The sequence below is a fragment of the Arthrobacter cryoconiti genome (assembly GCF_020905375.1).
GTDB classification, from domain to species: domain Bacteria; phylum Actinomycetota; class Actinomycetes; order Actinomycetales; family Micrococcaceae; genus Specibacter; species Specibacter cryoconiti.
In genome coordinates, this window is the sequence record NZ_JAJJBU010000020.1 from 1 (window position 1) to 15966 (window position 15966).

Genomic DNA, 15966 nt, shown 5'->3' on the forward strand with positions numbered 1-15966 from the left:
CACCCTAAAACCCCGCCATTCCGCGGCTTACAAGCCAAGGAACAGCGGGGTTTTTGCATTAACGAGTGAAGCGCTCGGATTTCAAACTTCCGCTAGATTGCAGCAAGTTGCAACGTCCAGTAACGAATAAATCGCTAGAAAAATTGTAATTGCAGCTGCAATGGCGAATGCGGTATCCTAAGTCACTCAGGTTACTCCCAGCTTGGTTTTTTAGGGTTGAAACCGTACCAGTTGGATTCGAATTGAAGGAGGACCTCATGGGTCTCGGAGATAAGATCAGCAACAAAGCCCAAGAAGTAGCTGGCAAGGCTAAAGAAGCTACGGGCGATGCAACCAACAACGAAAAGCTTCAAGCCGAAGGCATTGGCGACCAGGCTGCAGCGAAGGCTAAGCAGGCTGGTGAGCACGTCAAGGACGCTGCGAAAGATGTTTTCGGCAAGTAAGTAGTAGATGAGCGTAAGTAAAACACGCTAAAAGCGCTCCGCCCTCTCAGGGCGGGGCGCTTTTTCTATTGTGGCTTGCGGGGGGGGGCGCGGAACTCACCGTCAGTTGTGCGCATAGTGCACTCAGCGCAAGACTCGTGGCCGCTTTCGCGCTGGAGGTAAGCGGGCGCGGATCGGGGAGGGGCCGGCTGCACATTGCTCTCTGGATGAAATATGTTTGCTGGAGAAAAATAAATGACCCCGGCGCTGCATCTACGCAGTACCGGGGTCATTGAAATCATTGGCCCTTATTCTCCAGGACGCCCCCAACACGGGACTCGCCTAGGCCTTGCCCCAGCCCAAGAGACCAACATCACTGACCGTACATCGATTGTTGCCTTCTTAGCAATGAAATGCGAAGAATATTAGAGCACAATCTCAGAGAACTGTGCGCAGGCAATGTCAGATCCTGTCCGTAATGTTCAGCGCATGAAGTCACTCGTGGAGCATGTTCTGGTCAGCACTACGCCGCAGGGGCGGCCCCTCGTTGTGGAACGGTCCGGCCATCGCTGGATCGTTGCCACGGAGCCGTTGCGCTGGTTTGAGAGAACAGCTTGGTGGGAGCGGCAGCGCCGCATGCCGCGAGGACAGGGATGCATTGACGTTGAAGTCTGGCGGGTCCAAGTGCGCCTTGGCCGGAATCCGAACAGCGATCTAGCCACGATGGATCTTGAACGCGATCCTACCGACGGGGGCTGGAGCCTCCGGCTGGCCGCCTAACAGCCTTAAACTGAAAGGCTCCTCGCCACAGCTATTGGGGGACGCTGTGGAGAGGAGCCAGTAATAGAAATATAGCGGCTGAATTGTGTGGATGCAAACCGACACACGGATGATGCGAAGGTAACCAATGGATGAACATCAGTGGAATTAGCTGAGCATGGCATTCTCATCGTTCACAATGGAGACTCGCCAGCAAAAAAGCAAAAGCCTGCCGTTAAACGTAAACGGCCTTCCGCTGTAACTATTGGGGGACGCTACAGCGGAAGGCCTACAACAAAATATACCGTCATCAGCGCCGAATCTCAAAAGTGGATGTCCCGAGTCGGGGGATCAGCGGGAGAGGGCTACAGGAAAATGGTTGGACTTACAGTCCCAGTTGCCCCTTGCGTTGAGCCGACTGGTCCCGCATTCAGGAAAGATGGTCCCGTATCCGGCAGCAAGTGTCACGGACTCAGTAGAAATGGACCGGATCCACCCGGTGAAGCAGGGGCTCCCCGGCTTGGAAACGTGCAAGGTTATCGATGAATCTTTCCGCAATCAGACGATTTTCAGCAATGGTCAAGGCTGAGGTGTGGGGAGAGACCATGACGCGTGGGTGTTCCCACAGTGGGCTCTCCACGGGCAAGGGTTCAATGGCGAAGACGTCCAGGCATGCGTAGGAGATAGTGCCGTCCTCCAAGGCCACCAGAAGTGCGTCCTCGTCCACCACAGTGCCGCGGCCCACGTTGACAAACACTGTCCCCGCTTTCATGGCCGCGAAGAGTCCGGCGTTGATGAGTTTGTGTGTAAATGGAGTGCCCGGGAGGGTGTTGATCACGGTGTCTGCCGTCGCGAGTAGCTCTGGTAGTCCTGCCATGTCGGTGACTGTCTCGACGCCGTCGATCGCTTCCACGGTGCGCTTGGTGCCGCTCACCCGCATGCCCATGGCCCTAGCCAGCCTGGCCGTTTCAATCCCGATTTCGCCCAAGCCGATGATGACTGCATGGGATCCGCTCACGAGGCGGGTGGGGACGCGCAGATCCGGCCAGCTTTTTGCCGCCTGATCTGCTGCCATCGCAGAGGTGTGCTTGAAGCCGTTAAGTACTCCCAGCATGGCGAACTCTGCCAGCGGCAGCGCATGAACGCCAGCTGAATTGGTCACAGCCAAGCGCTCTAGTGTTTCCGCGGCTAAGTTGGCAGCCTTTACGGTACTTCCGGCCCCGGAAGCCATGGCCTGGATCCACGCAACTTTACTGTTGGCAGCAATCCGGGCCAGGCCGGCGGCGCTCTCCTGCGGTATCCCATAAAGGACATCTGCACGTGCAAGCATGTCCCAATAGCGTGAATCCTGCGACGGCGAACGCACGAATGCTGGATCGCCACCATGGTCAGCAGGGTAGCGTTCGGGCGGCAACAGCTCTGGTTCGTATAGCACTGTCACATCTGGATGAGCCGTTTTGATACTTTCAACGTGCTCGGCCTCGAGCGGGACCGCGATCGCAACGGTGAGATTTTTGTGCATCATGTTTTTGATCATACGGAGAATATGGATAGAAACCCGAACGCCCGCTATGAATCCTCGGGTCGCCGTCGTGCCTGAAGCCAAACAACTGAAGCCAAACATCCAGAAAGAATTTGCACAGATGTTCCACCTATGCAACATTGTCTGGCGAATCTTGGACGAGTGTGGGGAAGCGAAGCCCACACGGATAAGCTGATTAAAACTGCTCTTACCCACCTGGAGGAAAATATGTCCGCACAAATTGGCGTAACAGGTCTGGCCGTCATGGGAGCCAATCTGGCCCGCAACTTGGCCCGTAACGGATACACCGTGGCCCTGCATAACCGTTCCATTGAAAAGACCGACGCGCTGCTGAAAGCGCACGGCGACGAGGGTGACTTCATCCGCACCGAGACTATGACCGAACTCGTTGAGTCTTTGGAAAAGCCTCGCCGCGTGCTCATCATGGTCAAGGCTGGCGCTCCCGTGGACTCCGTCATCGATTCGCTGGTCCCGCTCATGGAGGCAGGTGACATCATCATCGACGGTGGCAATTCCAACTTCCAAGACACCCGCCGCCGAGAAGCCGCTCTAGCCAAGAAGGATCTGCACTTTGTGGGCGTCGGAGTCTCCGGCGGCGAGGAAGGCGCGCTGCTTGGGCCGTCCATCATGCCCGGCGGCTCCAAGGAGTCCTATGATGCCCTGGGCCCGTTGCTGGAGAAGATTTCTGCGAAGGTCGACGGCGAACCTTGCTGCGCATGGATCGGAACCGACGGTGCGGGCCACTTTGTCAAGATGGTTCACAACGGTATTGAGTATGCCGACATGCAGGTCATTGGGGAGGCCTACGACCTCCTACGCAGCGCAGCAGGCATCGAGCCAGCCGAGCAGGCAGAGATCTTCGGTAAGTGGAATGAAGGGCAACTAGCCTCGTTCCTCATCGAGATCACAGCAGAAGTTTTGAGTCACGTGGATGCGAAGACCGGCAAACCATTGGTTGACGTGATCGTCGACTCTGCCGGCCAGAAGGGCACCGGCCGCTGGACGGTCCAGTCTGCGCTGGACCTTGGCTCGCCCACGTCTGCGATTGCCGAGTCCGTGTTTGCGCGTGGCCTTTCCAGCCAGCGTGATCAGCGTGCTGTTGCCCAGGACGTCCTGATCGGGCACGAGGAAACCGTGGAGTTGGGTGATGGCTTCGTCGAGGATGTCCGCCAGGCCCTCTACGCGTCCAAACTCATTAGCTACGCGCAGGGCATTGACATGCTCACCTCCGCGGCCAAGGAATACAACTGGGACCTGAAGCTGGATGAGATCGCTTCCCTGTGGCGTGGCGGCTGCATCATCCGTGCGGAGCTGCTGAAGGACATCACGAAGGCCTACGCTGCGCAGGAGAAGCCGGCGAACTTGCTCTTTGCGCCGGCGTTCGCCGCCGAAATCGCCGAGGCCGTCCCAGCATGGCGCCGCGTGGTGTCCACAGCGGTCCGGTTGGGCATCCCGGTGCCGGTGTTCTCTTCCTCGCTCGCTTACTACGACGGTCTGCGTCGCAAGCGCCTGCCGGCAGCACTAACGCAGGGCCTGCGTGATCTCTTCGGTGCTCACACCTACAATCGCGTCGACGAAGAGGGTACGTTCCACACGCAGTGGAGTGGGGACAAGACAGAGGTCAGCGCGGTAGACACCCACTAGTCATTTCCTAGGGTTCAATTACCCCGCGGTGGCGCGGTGTCAGGAGCTAAATTCAGGCACCGCGCCACCGCTTTTTTGCGGAAAGGAAGCTGTAGCTGGGATTCAAGGCTTGCGATGCGCCGCCGGCAGCGTCAGGCGGTGAGTATCTCTGGCCCGTTCTCCGTAATGGCAACTGTGTGCTCCGTATGGGCGGTTCGTGATCCGGTCGCGCTGCGCAAAGTCCAGCCATCTTTGTCTAGGGCAAGTTTTGCTGTGTCAGCCATGACCCAGGGTTCAATCGCCAGAAGAAGCCCGGGCTGTAGCGTGTAGCCTCTTGCGGGCCGACCGTTATTGGGGATAGGAGGTTCTTGGTGCATGGTGGAGCCGATCCCGTGCCCGCCAAACTCAGTGTTGACGCTGTATCCGGCGCCGAGCAGGACCTCTCCCACGGCGTGGGAGATATCACCTATCCGGGCGCCTGGTTGCGCGGCCGCGATACCAGCAGCGAGAGCGGTACGGGTGGTATCTATGAGGCGCTGGTCCGCTGGATCGCGGGGTGTCCCCACAATGAAGCTCACAGCGGCGTCTGCGGCTATGCCGTTGAGGGTGATCGCAAAGTCGAGCGTGAGTAGATCCCCGTTGCGTAAGGAGTAGTCGTGGGGGAGCCCGTGGAGAACGGCATCATTGACGCAGGTGCAAATGACATGTCCAAAGGGGCCACGGCCAAAGGAAGGTGCATAGTCCAAGTAGCACGATTCTGCCCCTGCCTCGGCGATCATTTCAGCGGCCCAACTGTTGATCTGTAGCAAGTTTGTGCCGACTTCTGCGCGCGCTTGAAGTGTTCGAAGCACCGTTGCGACGAATTGTCCGCTCTTCCTTGCGCGGACTAACTCAGCGGGAGTGAGAATTTCGATCATTTTTTTCCTTACGACGATGCCATTGCGGTGAACTGGTATAACTATACCGCTATGATGGATGCATGGTCAGATTGCCTTTATCTCCACAAGAAATTCAGCGCGGGAAGCTCCTTGCCCAAAGGCTCCGGAGTGCCCGCGGAGAGCGCCCTCTGCTAGAGATCGCGCTGGCCGCGGGAATCTCTTCCGAGACCCTACGCAAGATCGAAAGCGGGCGAGTTCCCACTCCGTCCTTTTCGACGGTTGCGATGCTTTGCTCGGTGTTGGGACTCTCCCTAGACACACTGTGGACTGCCATCCATGACGGTGCTGTACTTAGCTCGCCAGAGGACGTTGGAGTCCAGAGCAGTCAGGCGTCCTGACCGCGTGCTGTAGCGATTGGGGTCTAGATCCACATAGCTGGGTCGATGTACTCGGCAGGGTCGACGGCCGGGGCCATTTCCTTTTTGGCGTCGCGATGTCGCCAAGTGGCTGGGATACCGGTGATGATGGAGTTGGCGGGCGCGTCCTTGACCACGACGGCGTTGGCGCCTACCGCTGAGTCGTGGCCGATGTGGATGGGGCCCAAAACCTTCGCCCCAGCGCCGATGGTTACTCGGTCGCCAATAGTGGGGTGGCGTTTGACCTTCGCGAGGGAACGCCCTCCCAATGTCACGCCATGGTAGATCATGACGTCCTCGCCAATCTCACTGGTTTCACCGATCACGACACCCATTCCGTGGTCGATGAAAAATCGTCTGCCAATGGTGGCGCCAGGGTGTATCTCCACGCCGGTGGCGAATCGCGCCAATTGAGAGAGGGCACGGGCAAAGAAACGCAGTTGGGGGGTGGCCCACATCCGGTGTGTTAGTCGATGAACCCAAATGGCGTGAAGGCCTGAGTAGACAAAGAAATTCTCGGACGAGCCACGGGCCGCCGGGTCATGTGACCGGGCGGCCTGAAGGTCCTCATGCAACCTGGCGAAAAATCCCACGGACTTCTTTCAATAGGTGCGGGTGTTAGCCGCGGATGTCGTCATAAAGCACGGTTGAAATGTAGCGTTCGCCGAAGTCCGGGACCACGGCCACGATCAGCTTACCGGCGTTTTCCTCGCGTTTTGCGAGTTCCAGGGCACCCCAAACGGCCGCACCTGCGGAGATGCCGCCAAGGATTCCTTCTTGGTTGCCAAGGGCGCGGGCGACGGCGATTGAGTCTTCCAGCGTTGCGTCCAGAACTTCGTCATAAATGTTCTGGTCCAAAATCTCCGGGATGAAGTTTGCGCCCAGGCCTTGGATCTTGTGCGGTCCCGGAGTTCCGCCGTTGAGGATCGCGGAATCGAGGGGTTCCACTGCAACCACTTTAACTCCAGGCTTAAGGTGCTTGAGCAATTGCCCTGCGCCTGTGATGGTCCCGCCTGTACCGATGCCAGCTACCAAAATATCCACCTGGCCATTGGTGTCTTCCCAAATTTCCTCGCCCGTGGTGGTGCGATGAATTTCCACATTGGCCGGATTGGCAAACTGCTGGGCCCAGATGGAGTTTTCCGTGTTGGCCACAATTTCCTTGGCCTTTTCCACAGCCCCGCGCATGCCCTCCGAACCGGGAGTGAGGATGATCTGCGCCCCGTAGGCGCGAAGCATGACACGGCGCTCCGTGGACATGGTCTCAGGCATGGTCAAAATTACTTTGTAACCACGAGCAGCACCGACCATGGCGAGTGCAATGCCCGTGTTTCCGGAGGTGCCTTCGACGATGGTGCCGCCGGGGTGCAGCTCGCCGGAAGCCTCAGCAGCATCAACAATGGCCACGCCGATTCTGTCTTTGACGCTGTTGGCGGGGTTGTAGAACTCCAACTTGACGGCGACTGTTGCGTTCAAGCCTTCGGTGAGCTTGTTCAAGCGCACCATCGGTGTGCCGCCAACAAGTTGCGTAACATTGTCGTAAATACGTCCCATGGGGTGTCCTGTTCTGAAGTGTTTGGGTGCGCGGTGAATACACCCAAAGAGGTTAAGCGTTAGCGTAACGAGTGCGCCGATCCGGAAGCTAAGCGGTCAGCCACTCTGCGTAATGTTTGCGCACTTTGGCGATCTTTGGGTTGATAATGACCTGGCAATAGCCCACTTCAGGTCGTCGTGCGTAGAAGTCCTGGTGCTGCCCATCAGCCACGTACAGGTGTCCGAGCGGGACTATCTCAGTGACAATAGGATCCCTGAAGTTTGGCTGACTGCGTTCTAGTGCAGCCTGGAACATCGCTTGATCCTCTGCAGTGGTGTAGAACATTGAGGACCTGTACTGGGTTCCGGTGTCGTAGCCCTGGCGGTTCAGGGTGGTGGGATCGTGTTGGGCGAAGAACATGTCCAGGATGATTTCGGCGGGGACCACATTCTCATCGAACATGACGGAGACCACCTCAGCGTGCCCGGTCATACCGGAGCAAACCTGATCGTAGCTTGGGTTTTCGACGGCGCCCCCGGTATATCCGGACACCACCGAGTGAACGCCTTTGGTCATTTGATACACGGCATCGAGGCACCAAAAGCAGCCGCCGCCTAATACAAAAGTCTTCATACCCCTTTATAAGCCCTCGTGGACGTAAATGATTCCCGCCCCTTTGCCGCCTGCGCCCGGCTAAGCTGGAAAGATGAGCATGGAACCCAGTGATCCCACGCACGACGTCGCCGCTGAAGCAGGTGCCGCCCCTTTAGTAGGCTCCGGCGAGACTTCCATAGAGAGCGTAGTGGCGAGGCAGTTCCGGCCAGCGGAGCAGTTTGGTGCCGGCGACGAGCAGACAGGGGATCCGGCGGGCGAGCAGGCGCGCGCGCAAACCCCGCCTTCTTCCGCAGCGCAAGCCCTCGCCGCGCCCGCGGATAGTGATCGCGCCGAGCTTGCGCCCGCCGAGGGAGCCTCTTTGCCTGGTGCTCATGCGCTAGTAGATGAAAACGATGAAGCCGAGGACGAGTTTACGACTCCTCTCCTTTCAGAAGTGCTCTTGGCGGTTGAGGAACTGTGGCCGGAATCGTTGGCGGAGGATTGGGACAGGGTCGGGCTTGTCACCGGACGCCCAGATGCCCACGTGGACCGGATAATGTTCGCCGTGGATCCAACCCTGGAAGTCATTGACGAAGCCCTGGAATGGGGCGCAACACTGCTAATAACGCATCATCCGTTGCTGCTTAAGGGAGTCAATTCCGTTGCCGCTACCAGTGGCAAGGGGCGCGCTGTGCACCGCTTGATTGAGGGAGGATGTGCGCTGCTGAGCGTTCACACCAACGGAGATAGCGCGGTCGGCGGAGTTTCAGATGTACTTGCGGACGCGTTGGAGCTAACCGATGCCGTTCCGTTGACGTCTGCAGCCCACGGATTGGTGGAGGAGGGGATAGGCCGGGTAGGGATGTTGCCGGGTGTTGAAAAGCTTGGTGATCTGGCCGCGCGGATTTTCCTGAAGCTGCCTGCGGTGGCCGGAGGTGTTCGGGTAGCTGGTGACCGTGAGGCGCTCGTTCGCAAAGTTGCCGTGTGCGGGGGCGCGGGGGATGGTTTGTTCGACGCCGTCAGAGCCAGCGACGCCGACGTCTACGTAACCGCCGATCTGCGCCACCATCCGGCGTCGGAAGCCAGGGAGGCAAGTAGCGACGGACGGCCGTACCTGATAGATCTCTCCCACTTTGCCAGCGAATGGTTGTGGTTACCGGTGGCTGCACGGGCCTTGGGAAATGTGCTGATGGACCAGGGTTTCGCCGCGGAAGTTCTTGTCAGTCAAACCAACACGGATCCTTGGGACTTCATTTTGACGCCCGGGAACTAGGCTGATCCAAGGAACACTTTCAACTTGTATGGAGGCACCACATGGCCAAGGCAGCACCGGCGGAACAACTGCGTTTATTGGATATAGCGGTGATGGACGGGAAGTTGCGCGCTTTGGATGTTCAGGCCAAGGCGCTCAAGGAAGATCCTCGGCTTCCGGACTTGAACGAAGGGGTGAAGACGGCCAAGGGCGATTTGGTGGTGCTGGAGACGGAAGTGGGCGATCTGGCGCGCAAGCTTGCCAAGTCGGAAGCCGACGTCGAACAGGTTGCGGCACGTATTGCCAAGGATGACGCCCAGCTCAATAGCGGCACGGGGCTGTCTAAAGACTTGATGGCCTTGCAAAATGAGATCGAGTCCCTGACCAAGCGTCGCGGAGACCTTGAAGACGTCGAACTGGAAGCCATGGAGGCTTTGGAAGACGCCACCGCGCGTCGAGATGCCCAGAATGCACTTGTCATGGCAATGCAGTCGGTGCTCGATGAGGTGGTAGGTGAGATCCGTGGAAAGTTGGGAGCGCTGCGGATGGAACGCGATGCCACCGCCGGCGAACGTTCAGAGTTGGGTGCCACATTTGATCCTGCGCTGCTGGCTATTTATGACCGAACTTTGCTCAAATACGGCGTAGGTGCCGCCCGGCTCTTTCATGGCACTTCAGAAGGTTCGGGCATGCAGCTCAGCGCCGGGGACTTGGCGCAGATCCAAGCCGCCGCCGCTGACGACATAGTCTTCTGCCCGGATTCGGGAGCCATTCTGCTCCGTTCCGACGATTGGTCCTAAACCCTGGAAAGTTCCGGGGGCTTCAATTTGGCAAAATTATGTTCACGCTGTGGTGCTTGCGCGCGGTGCCCGGCACTAGCTCCACGGTCCATTTTTCACTCGTGGCCCGGACCAGCTCCTCCGGAGTTGTCGGAGCCTTGCCGCGGCGCGTGAGCAGGTGCCGGGCCAGCTCCCCGCGCGTGTGCTTGGCAAAGTGGGAGACAACTTTGCGTGTTCCGTCCCGTTCGGTAAAGACATTGACCGCCACTGTTCGCGCAGGGTCAGGCGTCCAAGCAGCGGCATAGGTGCTGGACCGGCAATCCACCAACAGGTGGCCTTCGCTGGGGGCTGACAATGCAGCGCCCAGTTTAGGTTTCCAGTAGCTGGCCAGTTTGCCAAGGCCCGGCAAGCCCACCGACATGGAGAGCCTGTAGGCCGGGATGACGTCGGCAAAGCCCACTGCCCCCCAGAGCGCGGAGATAACGACGACGGCGTCGTCGGCCCGGTGTTTTTGGACGGCAGTCATGCTTTGATAACCGAGGGCATCGTAGAGGACGCCGGTGTAGATGCTATGCGCCGGGGCCGCGGGCTCAGCTGCGAGTCGGGTGTTGCGCAAGACCTCATGCGCGAGCGTCGCGCCAACACCCAAATGGGCCATGGCTTCCTGGCCAGCGGAGACCACGGCTAAGGCCTCAATGACATCTTGGCGTGCACTGCTCAGCTCCGCGAAATGCAGCGCAGACAAGTCGGCGGGGGCGCCGGAACGAGGCGGGGTTTTTCCTTCGGACGGCGGTAGCAAAATCAACACCCTGTGAGCTTATCGTCTTGGCAGTGCCGATTTATGCGCGCAGATTCGTCCGTCACTCATGAACGCGCAAGAAGATTTGTCCTGTAGACCGGTCTAGTGAATTGATTCACTGAACTCGCTGGTAACACCTGCGTTCTGGCTAGAATGGATTCGGCTTGAACCAAGGGTGTTTTAGGCTAGAAGAGGTAGTAGACGTGACGCTCAACCCCGCATCATCGCGCTCCGAAGTTGCACTCGAGACATGGATCCAGCGCGAAACTATGGCGGAGGCGATGATTCCGCTCATCGGCCGTCTTTACCGCGAAAATAACGTGATTACGAGCATTCATGGCCGCTCGCTGATCAACCAGTCAGTCATTAGTTTGATGAAGGCGCACCGCTTTGCTCGTCAGATCGACGACGTAGAGCTGCCTCTCTCGCAGACGCTGCCGCTGCTGAAAACACTCGTCACCTTAGGGCTTGGTGCTGCCTCCTTGGATTTGGCACGCTTGAACGCCGGGTTTAAGGCTTCGGGGGAGACTGACCTTGAAGCGTACCTGCGCGGGCAACTGGCCGACGTCGTCGATCAGCATGGCGCAGACGAGCGCACCAGTACTGACGTCGTCCTGTACGGGTTTGGCCGCATTGGTAGGCTTCTAGCCCGCATCTTGATCGAGCACTCCGGTGGCGGTCACGGTTTGAATCTTCGCGCGATTGTGGTGCGGAGGGGCGGGGATGCAGATTTGATGAAGCGTGCCAGCCTGCTGCGCCGGGACTCCGTTCACGGGCCTTTTGATGGAACCATCACCGTCGATGAGGAACGCAACATCATCCAAGCCAACGGAACGTCCATTCAAGTCATCTACTCGAATGACCCATCAGTGATTGATTACACCGAATATGGCATCCACGACGCTCTGGTGGTGGATAACACCGGGCGTTGGCGCGATGAAGAAGGACTTTCGGCGCACCTCAAAAGCAAGGGTGTCTCGCGTGTGCTGCTGACGGCTCCGGGTAAGGGTGCACTGAAGAACATTGTGCATGGCATCAATCATGAGAGCATCTGTGCTGAAGACAAGATCGTCACGGCCGCCTCCTGCACCACCAACGCCATCACTCCCGTGTTGAAGGTCCTCAATGACAAATATGGAATCGTGCACGGCCATGTCGAAACAGTTCATTCGTTCACGAACGATCAAAACCTGACGGACAATTTCCATAAGGGGGACCGCCGGGGCCGTTCCGCTGCGTTGAACATGGTGCTTACAGAGACCGGCGCCGCCAAAGCCGTGGCGAAGGCTTTGCCTGAGCTTGCGGGAAAGCTGACGGGTAACTCGATTCGCGTTCCAACGCCTAACGTGTCGATGGCTATCTTGAATCTCACCCTTGAAAACGGCACCACCAAGGATGAGGTGAACACATACCTGCGGGACATGTCTCTGAACTCCGAACTGCGTAAGCAAATCGACTACATTGATTCCCCCGAGGTGGTCTCCACCGATTTTGTGGGCTCACGGCGTGCCGGGATAGTTGACGGACTGGCCACCATCAGCACCGATAAGAACCTGGTGCTCTATGTCTGGTACGACAACGAATTCGGTTACAGCTGCCAGGTGGTACGCGTCATGGAAGAAATGGCTGGCGTTCATCCCCGCCAGTTCCCAGCCTTGGAAACCCCAGCCCTGGTCGCAGCGCAGGTCTAACGTACGCTCTAAAGCGCAGGTCCGCCGTCGTTCTGGTAACGATGGCGACCTGCGCTTTTTGCGCTCCGTTCCTTAGCAACAGCGACGTTGTGTCCTGGCCCGCACTGCCTTCCTTGCGCTATTAGGTGCCCCGGACCTGTACACTTGGAGGCTGGATAGGGTAGTTGGGCAACCGCGCGTCGCGTTAGCGGCTCGAGGAACGTCCGGGCTCCGCAGAACGGGGTGGTGGGTAACACCCACTCGGGGAAACCCGCAGGAAAGTGCCACAGAGAATAGACCGCCTGCACGCCCGCAAGGGTGGAGTAGGTAAGGGTGAAACGGTGGTGTAAGAGACCACCAGTTCCCCAGGTGACTGGGGAAGCTTGGTAAACCCCACCCGGAGCAAGGCCAGACAGGGCATGATCGAGGGCTGTTCGCCCGAGTGCCTGGGTAGGCTGCTAGAGGGCGTCGGCAACGGCGTTCGTAGATGGATGGTTGCCTCTCCGCCGTAGGTAACTGCGGCGGATGACAAAACCCGGCGTACAGACTGCCCTATCCAACTTAAGCGCAAAATTCCCAGTATTATCCTGGCGGCAGTAGCCGTTCTACGCCTAAAAATTGGTTTTTGTGAGAGTCAGCAAAATACCAACTCAGCCGTGTTTGACGGCATTTCCCGGCTCAGTACGGTTTGGATCTCTCCGAAAACCCCCTGCCTGAATCAGGCCAGACGAGTCATCCCATGCCATGGTCAGCGTGTTGACTTTGGGCGGTGTAGCCACACCCCGTTCCGGGTCCCCTCCCGCAAGCCCGCGTCCACTGACTTGCCGGCATAAGAAAGGGGATGGACGCCGTCGAGCTTTCTCCCATGAATGAGGCATAACTCTGAGATTACCTAGAGCAAGCCACTGCCGCACGGGTGAATTCAGCGTCAGATCCTTCGCAGCGCGCCTGAGAACATTGTGGACTTGCCACTGGCGCAGAATTCACCGCCGGTTCTGCGCATAGTGCACCAGGGGCAGAACTGACTGCGAGTTCTGCGCCTGAGAGAAGTACTCAGGCGTAACCAACGGTGCGAGCGGTACTCGGTCGGCGAACATGGCTGGCAAGCTGTGCTGTCATGCACGGCCGGAGTCCGGGTATGAGTGCCTAGCGGTCGACGGCCTTGCGACGCACCCAACCGATCGCTGCTGTGGCAACAAACAAGATGGCAGCCACAGCTGCAAGCCACAACAACCCTTTGAAAACGACGCCGACTACGGCGAGTATCAGCCAAAGTGCAAGCAAGACAATAACGAGAGTAACCATGCGCAGAGTTTACCCTGATACTAAAGCGAAGGGAATCTCGCCACCGCGCATGTGCCCTACGGACTGCTCAATCCACTTGAATTGGGGAATGCGCAGTGTGTCACAGACGGTGGAAGAGAACCAGGACAAGTGCGTAGACTGGCGGGCATGTTGATACGTGAGGCTACCGCTGATGATTGGTCCGGAATCTGGGCCGTCGTAGAGCCCGTTGTCCGCGCTGGCGAGAGCTACACGTTTCCCGTCAACTCCAGCGAAGCCATCATGCGCCAGATCTGGCTTCCCGAGAATGCCGCGTTGACGGCTGTCCCCGTTGGTCACGTGGAGCCTGCGGCAAAGGACACGTCAGTCTCGTCCCGTCCCAGCAGGACCTTCGTTGTCACGGAAGAAACGGGCGGCGCCTCCGCCCCCATGGTGGTCGCTACTGCTCAATTGCACCCCAATTTCCCGGCCGCGGGTAGCCATATTGCCAACGCTTCCTTTATGGTGCACCCAGATCACGAGGACAAAGGCTACGGACGGTTGCTGGCCCATCATGTCCTCAATGCGGCTTTTGCCGATAACTATAGGGGCATACTCTTCAACGCCGTGGTCGAGTCCAATGAAGGAGCTATCCACCTGTGGGAGTCCCTTGGCTTTGAGATCATGGCCACCATCCCGGGAGCGTTTGACCACCCAAGTCTGGGGCCGGTAGCTTTGCACATCATGTTCAAGCCGTTGGACGGCTAAACCTTCTTCAGCAAGATGTGAATCCGAGTGCCGAATATCCAGAGGGGTTCCTGAGCGCGTGGGATGGTTCAGTAAATAACTTGTAGTTATTCAAGCTGTGACAGTTTGGTGACATGGCTGGAACTGGTCTGGGATATTCGGAAAATAGTTTTGATTCATGACACCCATTCGATGGCGCCTGTTGGCGTTCGTAGCCGCCCTCACCTTTTGTCTCACAGCATGTTCAGCACCGGCAGTAACGCAGTCCAAAGTTCTTGCTTCCAGCGAAATTACTTTCACGTGGCCGCGTGCCAGCAGCAGCCTGACAACTTTGGAAGACATTGCCGTCGAGGTCAGCCCTGAAGGACGAAAGTCTCGCCCCACGGCGAGTACGGCAAAAGTCATCACGGCTTTGACAGTCCTGACGAAGTTCCCGCTTAAAGCTGGCGAAGAAGGCCCGGAACTGACGGTCTCCGCTGAGGATGTACAACGCTACTACGACTATGCTGGCCGCGGTGGGACTTATCTTCTCGTCTATGAGGGGATGCTGCTTACTGAACGCGAAATGTTGGTGGCCATGATGCTCCCATCTGCCAACAATATTGCCGATTCAATGGCCGTTTGGGCGTTCGGTTCGATTACCTCCTATGCAACGGCAGCCTCGGATTATGTGAAGTCACTGGGTATGGTGTCCACACACATTGGGCCTGACGCGAGTGGCTACGATCCAGCAACAACCAGCACCGCCGGGGACCTTGCATTACTAGCGCGGGCTGCCATGAAGAACCCTGTGATTGCCGAGATCGCAGGTCAGGCCACCACCGTGATCCCCGGGTACGGGCCGGTGGCTAATACCAACTCTCTCTTGGGCCAGCAAGGGATCGTTGGGCTCAAGACAGGCACCAGCCCGGAAGCTGGTGGGGTCTTCATGTTTGCGGCTAACGTTTCGATCAAAGGACGCCTCACGCTGGTGGTCGGGGCTGTCATGGGAGCCGGAACAACTTCGGCCGACGCCATACGGGAAGCAAGTTCCCTCATCCAATCCATTGCGGATTCCCAACCCGAAGAATCTGGTAGCAGTGGGGCGAGCCAACGTGGCTAACTCTCGCTATACGGCAATCACCGGTTGTTTCCTTGGCGCATCCGCCATCGTAGGGTGCTTGCTGGCAGTCGTTACAGGGGTGGGCATTAACGCTACGGCTGGAAAATATCTTCCAGCCGTCCCTGCAGCGTGCCCAACGGAGCTTTTGAAACCCACAGCACTGCCGGAAATTTCGCTTAAAGTTTATAACGCCTCAACCGTGGATGGGTTGGCAGCCGATGCAGCCAAAAGTTTGCAGTCCCGTGGAATAAAGATACTCTCGCTCGGGAATATGGCTGCCCCGGTTTCCGTAAAAACTGCCACGGCCGTCATCATCGTGGCTCCGCAGAAGAACCTTGCTCAAGCGGCTGCACTGCAGGCTTTGTACCCAGAATCAGTCTTTCTTTTAGATGAGAGCGATCCCGCGACGCGTCTGTTTCTTACGAAGGAGGACTTGGGTATGAGTAAATCCGATGCTCCAGCACAGACCACATTGCGGTGCGTGGACCTTTGAGTCAACCGGTTTTGCTTGAGGCGGGCTTCCTCTGCGGGACAGTTGTGTGAGGTGTGTCAAGGATCTGGGACAGTTCGTTTTGTTTTTACGGG

General features: G+C 57.9%; 17 protein-coding genes and 1 other RNA gene. 11 read left to right on the forward strand and 7 right to left on the reverse strand.

From position 1 onward, the window contains the following. Nucleotides 1–257: 257 nt before the first annotated feature. Nucleotides 258–443 (forward strand): CsbD family protein, encoded by a 186-nt coding sequence (locus LOH53_RS10970; RefSeq protein ID WP_230067787.1) that lies wholly within the window; start codon nucleotides 258–260, stop codon nucleotides 441–443. Nucleotides 444–911: 468 nt separating this feature from the next. Next, nucleotides 912–1202, forward strand: coding sequence for a hypothetical protein (locus LOH53_RS10975; RefSeq protein WP_230067788.1), 291 nt, complete (start codon nucleotides 912–914; stop codon nucleotides 1200–1202). A 451-nt stretch (nucleotides 1203–1653) separates the two neighbouring features. Here LOH53_RS10975 and LOH53_RS10980 read toward each other — a convergent pair whose 3' ends face one another. Then, on the reverse strand, nucleotides 1654–2703 hold the full coding sequence (locus LOH53_RS10980; protein ID WP_230067801.1) for a D-2-hydroxyacid dehydrogenase: 1050 nt from the start codon (nucleotides 2701–2703) through the stop codon (nucleotides 1654–1656). Nucleotides 2704–2931: 228 nt separating this feature from the next. Here LOH53_RS10980 and gndA point away from each other — a divergent pair, with 228 nt between their 5' ends. Continuing rightward, a complete protein-coding gene (gene gndA, locus LOH53_RS10985) occupies nucleotides 2932–4368 on the forward strand; it encodes an NADP-dependent phosphogluconate dehydrogenase (protein WP_230067789.1) in 1437 nt (478 codons plus the stop codon). Between the two features lie 131 nt (nucleotides 4369–4499). Here gndA and map read toward each other — a convergent pair whose 3' ends face one another. Beyond that, entirely contained in the window at nucleotides 4500–5264 is a 765-nt protein-coding gene (map, locus tag LOH53_RS10990) for a type I methionyl aminopeptidase (RefSeq protein ID WP_230067790.1), read from the reverse strand. Nucleotides 5265–5326: 62 nt separating this feature from the next. On the opposite strand from map, the gene LOH53_RS10995 reads away from it, so the two are divergent. Further along, nucleotides 5327–5623, forward strand: a complete 297-nt coding sequence (locus tag LOH53_RS10995) for a helix-turn-helix transcriptional regulator (RefSeq protein ID WP_230067791.1) — start codon at nucleotides 5327–5329, stop codon at nucleotides 5621–5623. Between the two features lie 23 nt (nucleotides 5624–5646). On the opposite strand, the gene epsC is transcribed toward LOH53_RS10995, so the two are convergent. The 3 genes from epsC to msrA all read right to left on the reverse strand — a co-directional run bounded on the left by epsC (nucleotide 5647) and on the right by msrA (nucleotide 7808). Continuing rightward, nucleotides 5647–6234 (reverse strand): serine O-acetyltransferase EpsC, encoded by a 588-nt coding sequence (gene epsC / locus LOH53_RS11000; protein WP_230067792.1) that lies wholly within the window; start codon nucleotides 6232–6234, stop codon nucleotides 5647–5649. 25 nt (nucleotides 6235–6259) lie between these two features. Beyond that, entirely contained in the window at nucleotides 6260–7195 is a 936-nt protein-coding gene (gene cysK / locus LOH53_RS11005) for a cysteine synthase A (protein ID WP_230067793.1), read from the reverse strand. Between the two features lie 88 nt (nucleotides 7196–7283). Next, on the reverse strand, nucleotides 7284–7808 hold the full coding sequence (gene msrA, locus LOH53_RS11010) for a peptide-methionine (S)-S-oxide reductase MsrA (RefSeq protein ID WP_230067794.1): 525 nt from the start codon (nucleotides 7806–7808) through the stop codon (nucleotides 7284–7286). A 415-nt stretch (nucleotides 7809–8223) separates the two neighbouring features. Between msrA and LOH53_RS11015 the strand changes: the two genes are divergently transcribed. Both LOH53_RS11015 and LOH53_RS11020 read left to right on the forward strand, forming a co-directional pair. Next, nucleotides 8224–9042 carry a Nif3-like dinuclear metal center hexameric protein gene (locus tag LOH53_RS11015; protein WP_376991391.1) on the forward strand — a complete coding sequence of 273 codons (819 nt, stop codon included), beginning with the start codon at nucleotides 8224–8226 and terminating at the stop codon, nucleotides 9040–9042. 41 nt (nucleotides 9043–9083) lie between these two features. Further along, nucleotides 9084–9821 (forward strand): zinc ribbon domain-containing protein, encoded by a 738-nt coding sequence (locus tag LOH53_RS11020; RefSeq protein ID WP_230067795.1) that lies wholly within the window; start codon nucleotides 9084–9086, stop codon nucleotides 9819–9821. A gap of 22 nt (nucleotides 9822–9843) precedes the next feature. On the opposite strand, the gene LOH53_RS11025 is transcribed toward LOH53_RS11020, so the two are convergent. Next, entirely contained in the window at nucleotides 9844–10608 is a 765-nt protein-coding gene (locus LOH53_RS11025) for a YaaA family protein (RefSeq protein WP_230067796.1), read from the reverse strand. 194 nt (nucleotides 10609–10802) lie between these two features. On the opposite strand from LOH53_RS11025, the gene LOH53_RS11030 reads away from it, so the two are divergent. Next, the gene (locus LOH53_RS11030; protein WP_326832769.1) at nucleotides 10803–12290 is read left to right on the forward strand and encodes a glyceraldehyde-3-phosphate dehydrogenase; all 1488 of its coding nucleotides are present in this window, start codon (nucleotides 10803–10805) and stop codon (nucleotides 12288–12290) included. Nucleotides 12291–12446: 156 nt separating this feature from the next. Next, an RNA gene (gene rnpB, locus LOH53_RS11035) (RNase P RNA component class A) lies at nucleotides 12447–12828 on the forward strand. Between the two features lie 587 nt (nucleotides 12829–13415). On the opposite strand, the gene LOH53_RS11040 is transcribed toward rnpB, so the two are convergent. Next, entirely contained in the window at nucleotides 13416–13574 is a 159-nt protein-coding gene (locus LOH53_RS11040) for a hypothetical protein (RefSeq protein WP_230067797.1), read from the reverse strand. 147 nt (nucleotides 13575–13721) lie between these two features. On the opposite strand from LOH53_RS11040, the gene LOH53_RS11045 reads away from it, so the two are divergent. The 3 genes from LOH53_RS11045 to LOH53_RS11055 all read left to right on the forward strand — a co-directional run bounded on the left by LOH53_RS11045 (nucleotide 13722) and on the right by LOH53_RS11055 (nucleotide 15874). After that, nucleotides 13722–14300 carry a GNAT family N-acetyltransferase gene (locus LOH53_RS11045; protein WP_230067798.1) on the forward strand — a complete coding sequence of 193 codons (579 nt, stop codon included), beginning with the start codon at nucleotides 13722–13724 and terminating at the stop codon, nucleotides 14298–14300. 157 nt (nucleotides 14301–14457) lie between these two features. Next, the gene (locus tag LOH53_RS11050) at nucleotides 14458–15381 is read left to right on the forward strand and encodes a D-alanyl-D-alanine carboxypeptidase family protein (RefSeq protein ID WP_230067799.1); all 924 of its coding nucleotides are present in this window, start codon (nucleotides 14458–14460) and stop codon (nucleotides 15379–15381) included. Then, nucleotides 15374–15874, forward strand: coding sequence for a LytR C-terminal domain-containing protein (locus tag LOH53_RS11055; protein WP_230067800.1), 501 nt, complete (start codon nucleotides 15374–15376; stop codon nucleotides 15872–15874). Before LOH53_RS11050 ends, LOH53_RS11055 begins: the two co-directional genes overlap by 8 nt. The last annotated feature ends 92 nt before the right edge of the window (nucleotides 15875–15966 follow it).